Source organism: Streptomyces sp. ADI95-17, from assembly GCF_003846175.1.
In the GTDB taxonomy this organism is placed as follows: Bacteria; Actinomycetota; Actinomycetes; order Streptomycetales; family Streptomycetaceae; genus Streptomyces; species Streptomyces sanglieri.
On sequence record NZ_ML123049.1, the window covers coordinates 325,015 to 340,365 of the forward strand.

General features: G+C 71.7%; 16 protein-coding genes. 11 read left to right on the forward strand and 5 right to left on the reverse strand.

Translation table 11 applies throughout. From position 1 onward, the window contains the following. Positions 1–45: 45 nt before the first annotated feature. The 9 genes from EES42_RS28290 (at position 46) to EES42_RS28330 (ending at position 8,828) form a co-directional block, all read left to right on the forward strand. Positions 46–2,973, forward strand: coding sequence for a Na+/H+ antiporter subunit A (locus EES42_RS28290; protein ID WP_124721111.1), 2,928 nt, complete (start codon positions 46–48; stop codon positions 2,971–2,973). Continuing rightward, complete coding sequence (locus tag EES42_RS28295) at positions 2,970–3,572, forward strand: Na(+)/H(+) antiporter subunit C (protein ID WP_124721112.1); 603 nt, start codon at positions 2,970–2,972, stop codon at positions 3,570–3,572. The genes EES42_RS28290 and EES42_RS28295 overlap by 4 nt, the downstream gene beginning before the upstream one ends. Then, complete coding sequence (locus EES42_RS28300; RefSeq protein ID WP_124721113.1) at positions 3,569–5,221, forward strand: Na+/H+ antiporter subunit D; 1,653 nt, start codon at positions 3,569–3,571, stop codon at positions 5,219–5,221. The genes EES42_RS28295 and EES42_RS28300 overlap by 4 nt, the downstream gene beginning before the upstream one ends. Beyond that, positions 5,218–5,844, forward strand: a complete 627-nt coding sequence (locus EES42_RS28305; RefSeq protein ID WP_124721114.1) for a Na+/H+ antiporter subunit E — start codon at positions 5,218–5,220, stop codon at positions 5,842–5,844. Before EES42_RS28300 ends, EES42_RS28305 begins: the two co-directional genes overlap by 4 nt. Next, the gene (locus tag EES42_RS28310; protein WP_124721115.1) at positions 5,841–6,185 is read left to right on the forward strand and encodes a monovalent cation/H+ antiporter complex subunit F; all 345 of its coding nucleotides are present in this window, start codon (positions 5,841–5,843) and stop codon (positions 6,183–6,185) included. Before EES42_RS28305 ends, EES42_RS28310 begins: the two co-directional genes overlap by 4 nt. Then, a complete protein-coding gene (mnhG, locus tag EES42_RS28315; protein WP_124721116.1) occupies positions 6,182–6,535 on the forward strand; it encodes a monovalent cation/H(+) antiporter subunit G in 354 nt (117 codons plus the stop codon). Before EES42_RS28310 ends, mnhG begins: the two co-directional genes overlap by 4 nt. A gap of 148 nt (positions 6,536–6,683) precedes the next feature. Continuing rightward, complete coding sequence (locus EES42_RS28320) at positions 6,684–7,289, forward strand: DUF5994 family protein (RefSeq protein WP_124721117.1); 606 nt, start codon at positions 6,684–6,686, stop codon at positions 7,287–7,289. Then, positions 7,286–7,792: a DUF5994 family protein gene (locus tag EES42_RS28325; protein WP_124721118.1), complete on the forward strand. Its 507-nt coding sequence runs from the start codon at positions 7,286–7,288 to the stop codon at positions 7,790–7,792. Before EES42_RS28320 ends, EES42_RS28325 begins: the two co-directional genes overlap by 4 nt. A gap of 166 nt (positions 7,793–7,958) precedes the next feature. Continuing rightward, positions 7,959–8,828, forward strand: coding sequence for a hypothetical protein (locus EES42_RS28330; RefSeq protein WP_124721119.1), 870 nt, complete (start codon positions 7,959–7,961; stop codon positions 8,826–8,828). A 46-nt stretch (positions 8,829–8,874) separates the two neighbouring features. Here EES42_RS28330 and EES42_RS28335 read toward each other — a convergent pair whose 3' ends face one another. Next, positions 8,875–9,669 carry an AraC family transcriptional regulator gene (locus EES42_RS28335; protein WP_124721120.1) on the reverse strand — a complete coding sequence of 265 codons (795 nt, stop codon included), beginning with the start codon at positions 9,667–9,669 and terminating at the stop codon, positions 8,875–8,877. A gap of 101 nt (positions 9,670–9,770) precedes the next feature. On the opposite strand from EES42_RS28335, the gene EES42_RS28340 reads away from it, so the two are divergent. Continuing rightward, positions 9,771–10,583 carry a sulfite exporter TauE/SafE family protein gene (locus tag EES42_RS28340; protein ID WP_124721121.1) on the forward strand — a complete coding sequence of 271 codons (813 nt, stop codon included), beginning with the start codon at positions 9,771–9,773 and terminating at the stop codon, positions 10,581–10,583. Between the two features lie 173 nt (positions 10,584–10,756). On the opposite strand, the gene EES42_RS28345 is transcribed toward EES42_RS28340, so the two are convergent. The 4 genes from EES42_RS28345 to EES42_RS44955 are packed head-to-tail and all read right to left on the reverse strand — an operon-like array spanning position 10,757 to position 14,044. Next, positions 10,757–11,590, reverse strand: coding sequence for an energy-coupling factor ABC transporter ATP-binding protein (locus EES42_RS28345; RefSeq protein WP_124721122.1), 834 nt, complete (start codon positions 11,588–11,590; stop codon positions 10,757–10,759). Further along, entirely contained in the window at positions 11,587–12,456 is an 870-nt protein-coding gene (locus EES42_RS28350) for an energy-coupling factor ABC transporter ATP-binding protein (protein WP_164495349.1), read from the reverse strand. The genes EES42_RS28345 and EES42_RS28350 overlap by 4 nt, the downstream gene beginning before the upstream one ends. Then, positions 12,453–13,229 (reverse strand): energy-coupling factor transporter transmembrane component T family protein, encoded by a 777-nt coding sequence (locus tag EES42_RS44950; RefSeq protein WP_164495350.1) that lies wholly within the window; start codon positions 13,227–13,229, stop codon positions 12,453–12,455. The genes EES42_RS28350 and EES42_RS44950 overlap by 4 nt, the downstream gene beginning before the upstream one ends. Positions 13,230–13,234: 5 nt before the next feature. Then, a complete protein-coding gene (locus EES42_RS44955) occupies positions 13,235–14,044 on the reverse strand; it encodes a hypothetical protein (protein ID WP_164495351.1) in 810 nt (269 codons plus the stop codon). Between the two features lie 293 nt (positions 14,045–14,337). Here EES42_RS44955 and EES42_RS28360 point away from each other — a divergent pair, with 293 nt between their 5' ends. Next, positions 14,338–15,330, forward strand: a complete 993-nt coding sequence (locus tag EES42_RS28360) for a thymidylate synthase (protein WP_124721124.1) — start codon at positions 14,338–14,340, stop codon at positions 15,328–15,330. The last annotated feature ends 21 nt before the right edge of the window (positions 15,331–15,351 follow it).

Below are 15,351 nucleotides of genomic sequence, written 5' to 3' on the forward strand. Positions count from 1 at the left end.
CGGGACGCCCGTCCACGGCGGGCGCGGAACGCCCCCCGGGGCCGTATGACCGCGCTCATCGTCTGCCACTTCGTCCTGGCCGCCTTCGCGCGACCACTGGTACGGGCGCTGGGCAGACGCGCCTTCGTCGTCCTCGCGCTGCCACCGGCCGCCGCCACCGTGTGGGCGGCCACGCAGTGGAACACCGCGGCGTCCGGCTCCGCGGTCACCTGGACGTGGCGGTGGATGCCGGCGTACGACGTCACCGTCGCGCTGCGGTTCGACGCGCTCGCCGAGCTGATGGTGCTGCTCGCGGCCGGAATCGGCACGCTCGTCCTGCTCTACTGCGCCTCGTACTTCACCGACGGGACCCCGCAACTGGCCGGATTCGCCGGTAATCTCCTGGCGTTCGCGGGCGCCATGCTCGCCCTCGTCCTCGCCGACGACCTGATCTCGCTCTATGTGTTCTGGGAGCTGACCACGGTCTTCTCGTTCCTGCTGATCGGGTACGACAGCGAGCAGAAACACAGCCGCCGCTCCGCGCTCCAGGCACTCACCGTGACCACCCTCGGTGGCCTCGCGATGCTCGTCGGCTTCCTGATCATCGGTCAGTCGGCGGGCACCTACCGCATCTCGGCCATCCTCGCCGACCCGCCCCGGGCGGGCCTCGCCGTCTCCGTCGCGGTGGTGCTGATCCTGTGCGGGGCCCTGTCGAAGTCGGCGATCTGGCCGTTCAGCCTCTGGCTGCCGAACGCCATGGCCGCACCCACCCCCGTCAGCGCCTATCTCCACGCCGCCGCGATGGTGAAGGCCGGGGTCTATCTGGTCGCGCGGCTCGCGCCCGGCTTCGCCGACGTGCCCGTCTGGCGGCCCGTCGTGATCGTCCTCGGCGCCGCGACCATGCTGCTCGGCGGCTGGCGGGCGCTGCGCCTGAACGACCTCAAACTCGTCCTCGCCTACGGCACCGTCAGCCAGCTCGGCTTCCTCACCCTGCTCGCCGGGACCGGCAACCGGGACACCGCGCTGGCCGCCGCCGTCATGATCCTGGGTCACGCACTGTTCAAGGCCCCGCTGTTCCTCGTCACCGGCATCGTCGACCACGCGGCCGGCACCCGTGATCTGCGCAGACTCTCCGGCGTCGGCCGGGCCCTGCCGCACGTCTGCACGGTCGCGATGCTCGCCGCCGCGTCCATGGCGGCCCTGCCCCCACTGCTCGGATTCGCCGCCAAGGAGGCCGCGTTCGACGCGCTGCTGCACGGATCGACCGCCGACCGCTGGGCGCTGGGCATCACGGTCGCGGGCTCGGCGCTGACCGTCGCGTACACCCTGCGGTTCGTCTGGGGCGCCTTCTTCCGCAAGCCCGGGGCCGAGGACACCCCGGTGCACCGGGTCGGCTGGGCCTTCCTCGCACCGCCCGCCCTGCTCGCGGCCTGCGGGCTGGTGCTGGGGCCGGGCGTCGGCTGGACCGACCGGCTGTTCGGCGCGTACGCCGACGCCTTCCCGCCGTCCGCGCACCCGTACCACCTCGCGCTCTGGCACGGCTTCGGGACCGCCCTGCTGCTCTCGGCCGTCGCCACCGCGGGCGGTGTGCTGCTCTTCACGGGGCGCACCACCGTGACCCGGCTCTCCCGGCGGATCGCCTGGCCGACCGCCGACAGCGTCTTCGGACATCTGCTGCTCGGCCTGGAACGGTTCTCCCTCCAGCTCACCGGCTTCGTCCAGCGCGGCTCGCTCTCCGTCTACCTCGCCACCACCCTGCTGGTGGTGCTGGCCGGCCAGCTCACCGTCCTCGGCGTGGACCGGCCCTGGCGCGGAGCGGTGGCCCCGCGCGTCTGGGACGTCCCGCTCCAGGGTGCCGTCGCCCTGCTGACCTGCGCGGCGGCGCTCTGCTGCCTCACCGTCCGCCGCCGGATGAAGGCCGTGGTCCTGGCCGGGCTGACCGGATACGGCGCGGCGCTGCTCTTCGTCGTCCAGGGCGGCCCGGACCTGGCGCTCACCCAGTTCTGCGTCGAGACCGTGTCGATGATCGTGTTCGTGCTGGTGCTGCGGCGGATGCCGGTGCACTTCCAGGAGTCGGTCAGCACCTGGCGGCGCGCGGTGCGCATCCCGGTGGCGCTGGCCGCGGCGGCCACGCTCGGCGTGGTGGTGTGGGTCGCCTCGGCAGCCCGCACGGGCGCCCCGGCGGGCGCGGCCATGGTCGAGGAGGTCTCCCACCACGGCCTCAAGGACGTCGTGGCGACCATCCTCGTCGACCTGCGGTCCTGGGACACGATGGGGGAGTCCGCCGTGCTCGCCGCGGCGGCGGTCGGCGTCACGAGCCTGATCTATCTGCACCGCCGGACCGAGGGATCGTCGCTGCGCGAAGAGGTACGGGGACGTACCGCCTGGTCGCTGACGGCACCCGGGATGACGGGGCTGCCGCACGGCGACGAAGGGGCACCGGAGCGCGGCTGGCTCGCGGCCGGCTCGACGCTGGCGCCCGAGCACCGCTCCATCGTCTTCGAGGTCGTGGCCCGGCTGCTCTTCCACCCGGTCCTGGTGCTCTCGGTGTACCTGCTGTTCTGCGCCGAGAACATGCCGGGCGGCGGCTTCGTCGCCGGGCTCGTCGCCGGACTCGCCCTGATCACCCGTTATCTGGCGGGCGGCCGGTTCGAACTGGCCGAGGCCGCCCCGCTCCAGCCCGGACTCTTCACCGGCCTCGGACTGTTCCTCTCCACCGGCGTCGCCCTGCTCGGCCTCGCCGACGGAACGGTCCTGCACGCCTGGACCCACCACGGCCGGCTGCCACTGATCGGCGAGTACCACATCGGCACCCCCATCATCTTCGACTTCGGGGTCTATCTGCTGGTCCTGGGCGTGGTGCTGGACATCGTGCGCGCGCTCGGCGCCAAGATCGACCGCCAGATCGAGCGCGCGGCGGCCGAACAGGCCGCCGCCGCGGGCACCGCCGCACCACCGCGCCCGGCACCCGGCACGGAAGGCACCCCCGGATGACCGTCAGCGTCTCCCTCCTGGCCACCGCCGCGGTGCTCTGCGCGGTCGGCGGCATCCTCATGCTCACCCGCCCGCTCACCCGGATCCTGCTCGGCGCCGTCATCGCCGGCAACGGCATCAACCTGCTCGTCCTCGCCGCGGGGGGCCGGGCCGGCGCGGAACCACTCCTGTACGGCGTCCCGCTGGGACGGGTCACCGACCCGCTGCCGCAGGCGATCGCCCTCACCGCGATCGTCATCACCCTCGCCACCACCGCGTTCCTCCTCGCCATGGCCTACCGCAGCCACCAGCTGACCGGCACCGACGAGGTCCACGACGACCAGGAGGACCGCCGGATCGCGCTGCGCTCCGAAGTACGGGGCGAGCGGGACGAACTGCGCGAGCGGTACCGGGCCACCGACGAAGTCACCGCCGAGGAACGCACCCGGTACCGCGAGGAGCGCCGCAGGCTGCGGGCCCGGCTGCGCGCCGACCGCGCCCTGCAGGCCCGCGGCCGGGACGCCACCGGCGACCTCTGGCACGACGTGCTGGGCGCCGACCCCGAGGACTACGCGGCCCAGCAGGACCGCCCCGACGCCGACCCGGGAGCCACCGGATGAACGCACTCGTCCCCCTGCCGGTGCTGCTGCCGCTCTGCGCCACCGGCCTGAGCCTCGCCTTCGGCACCCGCCTCAAACAGCTCCAGCGCCTCATCAGCGTCGCCGTGCTCACCGCCGTACTGGGGCTCTCCGTCACCCTGATGATCGCCGCCGACATGCGCGGCCCGCTCACCGTCCACCTCGGCGACTTCGCCCCGCCGCTCGGCATCACCCTGGTCGCCGACCGGCTGTCCGGACTGATGCTGACCGTCTCCTCCGCCGTCACCCTCTGCGTGCTGGTCTACTCCCTCGGCCAGGGCATGGCCGACCGGGAGGAGGAGACACCCGTCGCGGTCTTCCACCCCGCCTATCTGATCCTGGTCGCCGGGGTCTCCTGCACCTTCCTCGCCGGCGACCTCGTCAACCTCTACGTCGGCTTCGAGATCATGCTGGTCGCCAGCTTCGTCCTGCTCACCCTCGGCGGCACCGGACCCCGCATCCGCGCGGGCTCCACCTACGTGATCATCTCGCTGTTCTCGTCGATGCTGTTCCTCACCGCCATCGCCATGACGTACGCGGCGACCGGCACCGCGAACTTCGCCCAGCTGGCCGGCCGCCTCGCCGGACTCCCGCTCGGCGTCCAGACCCTGATCCAGGCGATGCTGCTCACCGTCTTCGCCATCAAGGCCGCCGTCTTCCCGCTCGCCGCCTGGCTCCCCGACTCCTACCCGACCGCACCCGCCCCGGTCACCGCCGTCTTCGCCGGTCTGCTCACCAAGGTCGGCGTCTACTGCATGCTGCGCACCGAGACCCTGCTCTTCCCCGGCAACCGGCTCGGCGACCTGCTGATGGCCGCCGCGCTCGCCTCGATGGTCGTCGGGATCCTCGGAGCGGTGGCCCAGACCGACCTGAAACGGCTGCTCTCCTTCACCCTCATCAGCCACATCGGCTACATGGTCTTCGGGATCGGCCTCGCCACCCGGGACGCGTACGGCGGCGCGATCGTCTACGTCGCCCACCACATCACCGTCCAGACCACGCTGTTCCTGGTGGCGGGGCTGATCGAACGCCGGAGCGGCACCACCGAACTCACCCGGATCGGCGGCCTCGCCAAGGCCGCCCCACTGCTCGCCGCCCTCTTCTTCGTACCCGCCATGAACCTGGCCGGCATCCCGCCGCTGTCCGGCTTCATCGGCAAGCTCGGGCTGATGAGGGCCGGTGTCGCCGACGGCGGCGTCTGGGCGTGGATCCTCGTCGTCGGGTCGGCGGTGACCAGCCTCCTCACCCTGTACGTGACGGCCAAGGTCTGGAACCTGGCGTTCTGGCGGGCCGCGCCTCCCGGACAGGCCGCCACCGGCACCGTCCTGGAGGCCGACTCCGACGAGGACGACGACGGAGACGAGGGCCCCGACCGGATTCCCGGCACCGGCGACGAGCCGGTCCGCCCCCGCCACCAGCCCGCCGGGCGGGCCGTCGCGGCCACCCTCCACGGACACGCCGTCACCACCACGACGAAACTGCCCCTGCCGATGACCGGGGCCACCGCGGCGACCGTCGCACTCGGCCTCGCCTTCACCGTGTTCGCGGGCCCCCTGACCTCCTACACCGACCGCGCGGCCGCCGAACTCATCGCGCGGGCCCCCTACGTACAGGCGGTGCTCGGCCGGTGAAACGCCTGCTCAGGCTGTCCTTCCGGAACAAGGACCTGCCGCCCTTCAGCTGTGAGTTCGCCGGTCGCCGACGACGCGTGCTCGACCTCCCGCTCATCGCCTGGCTCACCCTCATCTGGGTGCTGCTCTGGTCCAGCCCGAACCCGGCCAACCTGCTCACCGGCGCGATCGTCGCCGTGGCCGTCTGCCTGGCCTTCCCGCTGCCCCGGGTCGACCTCGGACTGCGCCTGCACCCCTGGGGCATCCTGATGCTCGCCGGATATCTGCTCTACGACATGTACACCTCGGGCGTACGCGTCACCCGGCAGATCTTCGTCGACCACCCGCACCGGGCCGCCGTCATCGCGGTACCACTGCGCTGCCGCTCCGACCTGATGCTCGCGGCCACCGCCGTGGCCGTCTCCAACGTGCCCGGCGGATCGGTCGTCGAGGTACGCCGCGCCACGGCCACCGTCTTCCTGCACGTCCTCGACGCGGACCGGCCCGCCGTGCTCGACGCGGCACGCCGCTCCGTCTGGCGCCTGGAACGGCTGACCGTACGGGCCTTCGGCACCGCGGACGAGATCGCCCGCGTCGCCGCACCATCCCCACCGACCGCACCCGACAGGGAGGCCGACGCATGAGCGTCCCGGAGACCGTCGACCGGGCGCTGCTCACCGCGGCCGTCGTGGTCATCGTCATCGCCGGAGCGGCACTGCTCGAACGCATCCGCCGAGGCCCCTCCATGCTGGACCGCGCCATCTCGCTGGACGTGTGTGCCGCCCTGATCATCGCGGGCCTCGGCGCCAAGTCCGCCTTCGCACGGGACTCGTTCTACTTCCCGATCATGCTGGTGCTGGCCTTCCTGGGGTTCACGGGGTCGGTCGGCATCGCCCGCTTCATCGCCGTACGCGACAGACCGCCGCGACACGGCAAGGACCGGGCAGGGAACGGCACCGAAGGCCCCGAGGGGGAATCGAGGTGAGCGTCTGGCTCCAGATCCTCGACCTGGCCGGCGCGGCCCTGGTCTTCGTCGGCGCGGCGATCTGCCTGCTCGGTGTGATCGGGATGCTGCGGCTGCCGGACGTGCTCTCCCGCAGCCATGCCGCGACCAAACCGCAGACCCTCGGCATGCTCCTGGTCCTCGCCGGGGTCGCCCTGCGGCTGCGCAGCGGCATGGACCTCGCCACCCTCGCGCTGATCGGCTTCTTCCAGCTGATGACCGGTCCCGTCGCCGCCCATCTGGTGGCGCGATCCGCCTACCGGACCGGCCAGATCGACCACGGCGAGCTGCTCTTCGACGAACTGGACGAGCAGCTGACCGAGGAGAACTGACCGGCATCACGGTCCGGCAGAAAGGCCCTGGTCAGGAGTACCCTGGAGTCACCGAGGACAATTCGCGCACCCGCTTTCAGGCCGGTGCCGCTCTCGGCGATCCACAACACCGGGCTGGTCACGACCGGCCCGGAGCAGGGTTCGCGTCATGACCGCGATCATCGAGTACCCGCAGGCGGTCGAAGACCGGGCCCCTTCTTCGTTGCCGCTCCGACTCGTGCTGGCCCCCGCCGGCTCCTCCCCGGCCCTTGTCGACGGTGCGTGGTGGCCCCGCTCCCGCGACCTGACGGCGGAACTGCCGCCGCTGATGGCCGTACTCGATCCGCTCTGGGGCAGGATCACCCGGGTCACCGTCAACCCCACGTTCTGGCCGGTCGTCCCGCGCAAGGTACAGGTCGCCGGGCACCTGGTCCACGTCGGCTGGTTCAAGGCCGAACAGGACCCGCACAAACTCCTGCTGCTCTCCTACACGACCGGTCGCTGGGATCTGCTGGTGATCCCTCCGGGGACCGGCCCGGCCACAGCCGCCCGGCTGATGACTGCGGCCGCCGATCCTCTGCGGGTGCTCACCGCGAGCGGCCTGATGGACGAGGCGGAGTTCTTCCGGATCGCGGCCGAGGCCGACTGGGACTCGACCCGGGAACTGGCCTGGGACTCCGAGGGCGGCCGGGGCGCAGCACCCCGGACGCCGGCACCCCGACGGCCCGTCCACCCGGGAACGGCCCCGGGTCCGCGGACAGGTGGCACCCCATGACCACCGAGTCACGTGACCCGGCACCACTTCTGCTTCTCCAGGACATCGCCGATCAGCCGGTGGTCCCGGGCAGCGCCGTGCTGCGGATGGCGACGACCTCCAGCCGTGACGGGACCTTCGACGGTGCCTGGTGGCCCCGCTCACGGGACATCAGAAGCCAGTTGCCCGACCTGATCGAAGCGCTGACGGCCAGTCTCGGACCCATCGCACGCGTCGGCCTGGACGCGAGTGCCTGGAACGAGGCCCCGGCGCACCTCGTCGTCGGCGACCGCAAGGTCCGCATCGACTGGTCCGCCGTCGACGACAGCACCATGATCATCACCCGCGGCCACCACGACCACTTCGCGTTCCTGGTCATCCCGCCGCAGGCCTCCGCGGCAGCCGCACACACCGCGATGACCATGGCCGTACAGGACGACAACCGCACATCCGCCGAGCAGATACTCGACGCCGCCGGTATCACCCCCGCCCGGCCGGGAGCACCGCGTCGGCGGCCGATGTGACAACGACCCCGGCAATATGCGCCGGGGTCGCCCTTCCGGGCGGTGCACGTGAGCGTGCGCCAACCCACCTTCCAGGGTACTCCCGGGAGAACATTCGCGACATAAGGCGTGAATGGTGCGCACGGGCTCCCGCGTGCGGGAGGCTCCCGCGACTAGCCTCCGCATCATGCTGCGTATCACCGACACCCGCACCGGCCACCTCGTGGAGATCCCCGCCGCACCGCGCCGCCTGCTGCGCAGCTGTGTCCACCTCCCGGCCCTCGGCGCCGGTACGGACGACGGCACCGGCATCGGCCCGCTGCACCTGCGCGTCCCGCTGATCGGTGACGTACTTGCCCGTACCGCGGAACTGAACGGCCTCCAGGTCATCACCGTCCTCACCACCCCCGAGCTGACGCCCGACCGGGCCCGGGCACTGGACCGGGTCATGGCGGTGCTCGGGATCCACCCCCCGACCGTCATCGGCCCCCACCGCCCCGAAGCAGCCCTGGGCGGCCCCGCCGACGTCCATGTGACCGCCGGGGACACCGATCCGGGCGACCTCGCGGACGGCGCCCGCGTCGAAGTGGGCCGGGTGGACACGACTGTGCCGGAACAGGACACCGCCGCCCCCGGGGACAGCACCGCCCCTGCGGACGACACCCCCGCCCCCGCGGACGCCGCCGACCCGGCGGACGACACCCCAGACCCGCTGGCCGTGCGCCTGCTGCTGCTCGGCCGCCCGTACGGAACGCCGGTCACGGTCACCGGCGCCGCGCTCGCCGGGGCCGGACGGACCCTGCGCGACTGGCGCCGCTCGGTCGCCGACTGGGCGCAGCAGCCGTCCAGGCCGATCCCAGCCGACCTGCTGGGGCAGTCGCACGCGGCGCTCGCCGAGGACCTCGACGTCGCCGCCGTGCTGGCGCTGCTGGCCGAGGTGGCGGGACGGTCCGATGTGCCGGCGGGCGCCAAGTTCGAGACCTTCGCCCACCTCGACCGCGTCCTCGGCCTGGACCTCGCCCGCGACGTCGGCCACCAGCGCCCCACGGGTCCGTGAACCGGACGGCCGCGCGAACCCGGTCGGCTGCGGCGTGGCCCGTCGCTCACGCCTCCCGGCCCCGGACGCCGGTGGCGTCGGGGCTCCGGTACGCCGTCGGCGGCCGGCCCAGGAGCTTCTTGAACGCTGCCGTGTAGGCGGCGGGGTTGTCGTAGCCGAGCCGGGTCGCTACGCGTGTGACGGGCGTACCCGCGGCGAGGTGCTGGAGGGAGTGCAGGACACAGGCGCGCTGACGCCACTGCGAGAAGGTCAGCCCGGTGCCGCGCAGGAACAGGCGGGCGAGGGTGCGTTCGCTGATGCTGAGGGCCGCGCACCAGCGCGCGGGCGGGTCGTGGATGTCCGGCTGCTGCAGGAACGCCTCGCACAGGCCGCGCAGCCGTGGATCGGACGGCAGCGGCACATCGAGGGGGAGCGGGGTGAGGTTCCTGAGCTCGTGGAGGATGAGCGCGGCGACCGCGGCGTCGCGGCTGTGCTCGGGGTAGCGCGGCGCCATCTCGACGGCCGCCAGGATCAGTTCCCGGAGCAGGGCGGAGACGTCGACGGCCTGGCAGCGGGACGGGAACCACGGCACGGCGGCGGGCTCGATGTAGAGACTGCGGGTGCTGACGCCCGTCATCGCCACCTGGTGCCTGGTCATGGGCGGGATCAGCACGGCGCGGGCGGTGGGGATCGTCCAGCTGCCGTCCGCCGTCTCGACCCGCATGACGCCGGTGGCCGCGTACAGGACCTGGGCGCGGCGGTGCTCGTGCCATACGAGCAGGTGGTCAGGGGGGTAGTCGGTGCCGATGGCCAGCACCGCACGATCGAGCCGGTCCACCTCCGCGACCGGAATGTTCCGCATGCCGCGAGGCTACCCGGGGCTCGGCGTCGTGTCTGCTGCGCGTAGACAGTGGGCAATTCATCGATTGCCCGCCAGGTCCGGCTCTCCCTAGTGTCGGACCAGTGCTGACCTCCTTCCTCACCCTTCTGTCCCTCGGCTGCCTGACCGGCATCACGACCGTGCTCTTCGGCTTCGGCGGCGGTTTCATCACGGTGCCCGTTGTTTACGGCGTCCTGACCGTGACGGCACGCCCCGGAGCGGACGCGGACGCCATGCACGTGGCCGTGGCGACCTCGGCGGCCGTCATGGTCGTCAACGCCTCGGCGGCGGCCCTGGCCCAGTGGCGCCAGGGCCGGCTGCGCCGCGAGTACGTCTGGCCGCTGGCGGCCTTCATCGCGGCGGGCGCCGTCGCCGGATCGTTCGCGACCACCCTGATCGGCGGCACGGCTCTGAGCCTGCTGTTCGCCGCCTATCTGCTGGTCACGATCGCCGACAGCCTGCTCAGGAAGGGCTTCCTCTCCGTGACACAACGGACCCGCCCGCAGCCCCTGGAACGGCGAACCGTCACCTTCGGCGGCATCGGCATCGGCCTCGTGGCCGCCGGTCTGGGGGTGGGCGGCAGCGTCATGACCGTCCCGCTCCTGCGGCGCAGGGGCCTTCCGATGGCCGAGGCGACCGCCATGGCCAACCCCCTGAGCGTCCCGGTCGCCGTGGCCGCAACCCTCGTCTACGCCCTCGCCCCCACCGCCGCCGCCGGGCCGGGCCAACTCGGCTACGTCGACCTCACCGCGGGCGCCGCCCTGCTCCTCGGCTCGCTTCCCACCATCGCCGCGGCCAGACGCCTCACCGGCCGCGTCCCGGACCGCGTCCACTCGATCGCGTACGTCGCGCTGCTCGTGGTCGTACTGATCGTGATGCTGGCGGTGGGGCTCTGACGCCCCGGCCGCCGGGCGCCCCGGCCGCCCGGATGCCGCGGAAGCGAGCAGCGGCCGTGAAGGTCCCGCGGCCTCGGCGCCGGGCGACCGGCGGCCGCGAGCCGTTCGGGATCGTCGGCAGCCCGGCGCCTCGCGCGACCGCGGGCTCCTTGCGGCAGGACCGGGGCGCCGGGTCAGGGAGCGGTGGAAGGTACCGGCGCGGGGTCGGCCTCGGATGCCAGACGCTCCAGGAAGCCTGCCACGGTCGACACCGGACCCGCCCATCCCAGCCGGCGGCCGAGCCTCGTCATCTGGGGCAGTTCCAGGGTCTGGCCGGCCATGTCGGCGACCTGCGCCAGCCAGTGGGCCACCGGGCCGTCCCAGGAGATCCCGCCGTTCTCCAGCACGATCACACGGTCGAAGTGCTCCGCGCAGAAGTCCATGTCATGGGTGATGGCGAGGACGGTCCGGCCGTCGGTGGCCAGGTCGTCGACCAGGTTCCCCAGCAGGACGACCGAGGCGTGGTCCTGGCCGGTCGTCGGCTCGTCGAGGACGACGACCGGGGTGTCCATGGCCAGGACCGAGGCGAGGGCGACCCGCTTGCGTTCGCCGAGCGACAGGTGGTGGGGGTGGGTGTCGCGCAACTCGGTCAGGCCCGTCCTCCGCAGGGCGGACTCGACCAGCTCCGTGCGGCGGGCGGGCGGGAAGCGGAGGTTGCGCGGCCCGAACCCCACCTCCTTGACGACGCTCGCCGCGTGGAGCTGGTCGTCCGGGTTCTGGAAGACGAATCCCACGGTGCGGGCGAGTTCGGCGATGCCGAGCCCGTCGGTCCGCCGCCCGTCGATCTCGATGGTTCCGGAGGCCGGACGTTCGATGCCGACGAGGTGGCGGGCGAGGGTGCTCTTGCCCGCGCCGTTGGCACCGAGGATCGCCACCCGTTCACCGGCCTCGACGGAGAAGGACACCCCGTCCAGGGCCGTGGTGCCGTTGGGGTAGCGGAACGTCAGGGAATCGATCCGTACGATCATCGCCAGTCTCCTCGGTCGAGATGGTCCACCGTCTCGCCGAATCCCGCGGCGGCGGCGTCGAGCGTCACCGGCAGCGGCTTCCGGGCCGGCCAGAGTCCCCGGCCGGCGGCGCGGCGAGCAGCCACCGTGTAGCGCAGCGGTGCGACCCCCCACTCCTCCAGCCGTTCGTCCGCCAGTACCTCGCCGGGCGTGCCCTTCGCCACGATGGCCCCCCGGTCGAGTACGAGGACGCGGTCGGCCGCGTGGGCCAGCCGCTCCATTCGGTGTTCGATCAGCAGGACGGTCACGCCCTGCTCCTTGAGGGTGCCGAGCGCCTCGAAGACCAGCGCGTTCCCGGCCGCGTCCAGCTGCGAGGTCGGTTCGTCGAGCACCATGACGGTGGGCCGCATGACCAGAACCGATCCGATGGCCAGCAGTTGCTGCTGCCCGCCCGACAGCTCGTACGGCGACCGGTCGCGCACCCCGGTGAGCCCGAGGTCGTCCAGGACGAGGTCGACCCGGGCCGCCATCTCGTCCCGTGGGACGCCGAGGTTCTCCAGGCCGAAGGCGATCTCCTCGCGTACGGAGAAGCGGGCGCCGGAGATCTGGTTGAACGGATTCTGCATGACCAGCCCGACCTCGCCCACCAGCCCCGACAGCGGGGTGTCGTCCAGGTCCCTGCCGTTGACCCGGACCGTCCCCTGCGCCGTGCCTCCGGTGAGATGGGGAACGGTGCCGCTCACCACACCGGCCAAGGTGCTCTTGCCCGCGCCGCCGCCGCCCACCACCGCGCACAGTTCACGGGGCTCGACCTCGAAATCGACGTCGGAGAGGGCCGGCCGGGAGCCGGTGGGATAGGTGAAGGAGAAACCCTTGACTTCGATCAACGCACTACTCCCCAAACATTCACAGTGACCGCGGCCACGGCGCACAGCATCATGGCGGCGCGCAGACAGCGCTGTACCCCGCTGTCCGGGACCGCGGTGAGGCTCGTGGGGTGGCGGGTGGCGCCGAAGCCCCGGGTCTCCATGGCGGCGGCGCGTTCGCCCACGTCGGTGAAGGCGCCGAGGATCAGCGGGCCCATCAGCGGTACCAGCGCCCGCGCCCGGCCGCGCAGACCGTGGATCACCTGGCCGCGTGCCTGCTGGGCGTGGAGGATTCGGGTGGCGCGGCGACTGAGCGCCGGCACGATCTGCAGCGCCGCCGACACGATGTAGATGAGGCTCGGCGACACCTTCCGTTCACTCAGGGCACTCATGAAGGCCCCGGCGTGGGTGGTGAGGAGCAGGAGAAAGAACCCACTCATCAGCACCAGGATGTGAAGTGCCGTCAGAAGGGCGAAGGAGACCCCCTCGCTCTTCAGTTTCAGCGGGCCTAATTGGGCAATCACGTCATGGGCTCCGGGAAGGAAGAATCCCTGGACCACGAACAGGACCACGGCCACCGGGACCCAGAACGTGGTGAGCATGAGGAGGAATCGGCGTAACACCCCCGCGCCGATCGCGGCCGGAAGGAGGAGGATGCCGAAGAGCAGCAGGGGCCACCGGTAATCCACCACAGCGAAAGCACAGACGGTCACGGTGACGGCGAAGGCCAGTTTCGTCAGGGGGTTGAGCCGGTGAATCCCGGAGGCGCCGGTCGCGTGGGCGGTGTCCCGCACGGCGTTCACCCCACCCTCACGAGGTCGGCCCGCGGCGCCAGGATGTGCCGGTCCCGGACGAACGGGAAGCGGTGGAGGAATCCTGGTGGCAGGCCCTTGAGAATGGCCATCGCGAGCACCACCGTCAGCGCCTTGTCGAGCGGGTCCGCCACCAGCCCTTGCAGCGTGGCGGCCTTGAGCATGCCGTTCCCGAACGCCTGGAAGGTCGCGATCAGCGCGGACTGGCCGACCGATCCGCTGGCGTTGCCGAAGACGAAGGCGGTGATGGGGGCGGAGACGACGCCCGCCACCGCACCGATCAGGCCACCGGCGAGTACCGCGGTGGACAGCCGCCGGAAAAACCCCGCGCGCGCCAGCATGCCCGCGGTGAAGCCGATCATGGCCGCCGTCACCGCGTAAGGCAGGGCGCCGGGTGTGATCGTCATACCCACGATGACGCTGGCGAGCGCCCCGGTGGCGGCCCCGGCGGCCGGCCCCGCGACCACTCCCACCAGCACGGTCCCGATGGAGTCGAGCTGCAGCGGGAGGCCGCTGAAGTAGACGATCTTGCCCATCACGATGTTCACCGTGATGGCCACCGGCAGCAGCGCCACAGTGGTGGGAGGCAGCCGGGCCACGGCACCGGAGACGATCAGCAGGGCGCCGAGCGTGTACCCCACCAGTGCCAGCAGCGCGATCGGGCCACCCACGCCGTGCTCCGAGGTGGGGCGGACGGCGATGAGTCCCGCGTAGGTCACGAGAACCACGCCGGTGCCCCACCCGATGCGCCATCGCTCATTCAGCCATGACGGAGTGGAGCGATTGAAACCAGCCATTATTTGACCTCATTCCCCCGGCAGTGAGGTAAGTACTGGAAATTCAAGCGCGCACACTAGCAGGGCCTCTCCATTGCGTGTCAATGGCATTAGCGACTTTCCTGATTCCGCAGTCGCTAAGGCGGTGTTTGCCGTAACTCGCCTATTTCAGTGGCTGGTTGACAATGGTCGGGCGGCTGGTGTGGGATCGCTCGGGCAGCTGGCCAACAGGTCACGATGGTTTGCCCGGGTTGACGCGAAGTGAACTTTTCGCGCATCCGTCGGGCAGCTCTCAGAATTAAGGGGAACGCGGCATGGATGTTTTCCGTTCTTTTGCCAATGCATATACGTCAGGTCTCCAGGCGGTCCTCGACGAGGGGAGCGACATCCCCTCCGTCCGCGACCCGCTCTCGAAGGCATCCGACTTCGGCCGCAACGACCGCCCCTACCGCGAGCTCATCGCCCACCGCAGCACGATCGAGAACCCCACTTCCTGCCTCGCGGTCACCCCGTACCTGCCGGTGAACCTCTCGTACTGCTTCGGGCTCCTCGCCTGGTCCCTCGACGGGCGCAACGACGTGGAGACCCCCGCGTACTACCGCCGGGGCGCCCACGAGTACTCCGACGACCAGCACACCCTCAGCGGCGCCTTCGGCCACCGGCTGGTCACGGCCAACGGAAACCAGCTGGAGGAGGTCGTCGGCCGCATCGAGCGCGACCCCGCCCACCGCCGGGCCTTCGCCCTGGTCCTGGAGCCGCAGGACAACTTCCGGCAGTCACGGGAGTACCCCTGCGCCGTGGGTGTGCACCTCTTCCTGCGCGACGGGGCCCTCGTCTGGCTCACCGTGATGCGCGCCCAGCAGGCGCTGACCGTCCTGCCCTACGACGCCTTCCTCTTCATGGGCATGCAGCAGTACGCCGCCGGTCTGCTCGGCGTACCCGCCGGCCGGTACATCCATCAGTCCGGCACGTTCCACTTCTACGACAACGAGGCCGCACTCGCCCGGAAGATCGTGGACGACCCGGCGGTCCCGGCCTCCCTGCCGGCCTTCCCCACCACCCCGGACGGTGCCCGCGAGGCGGCGCGGGAACTCGTCGGCCTCGAATCCCGGCTCCGCCTGGCCGCCCAGGCGCAGGACACCGCCGCGGTGGACAGGATCGCCGCGACTCCGGCCGTCACCGACATCGCGGACGTGGCCCGTGCCTGTCTGGCCACCCACGCCTACCGCAAGCTCGGCGACACCACGTCCCTGGTGACCAGCCGGGCGGCCGAGCCCGCCGTGGCCGAGCTGATCTCTGCGATCTGACCGCCGGAAGCGCAGGGAGCC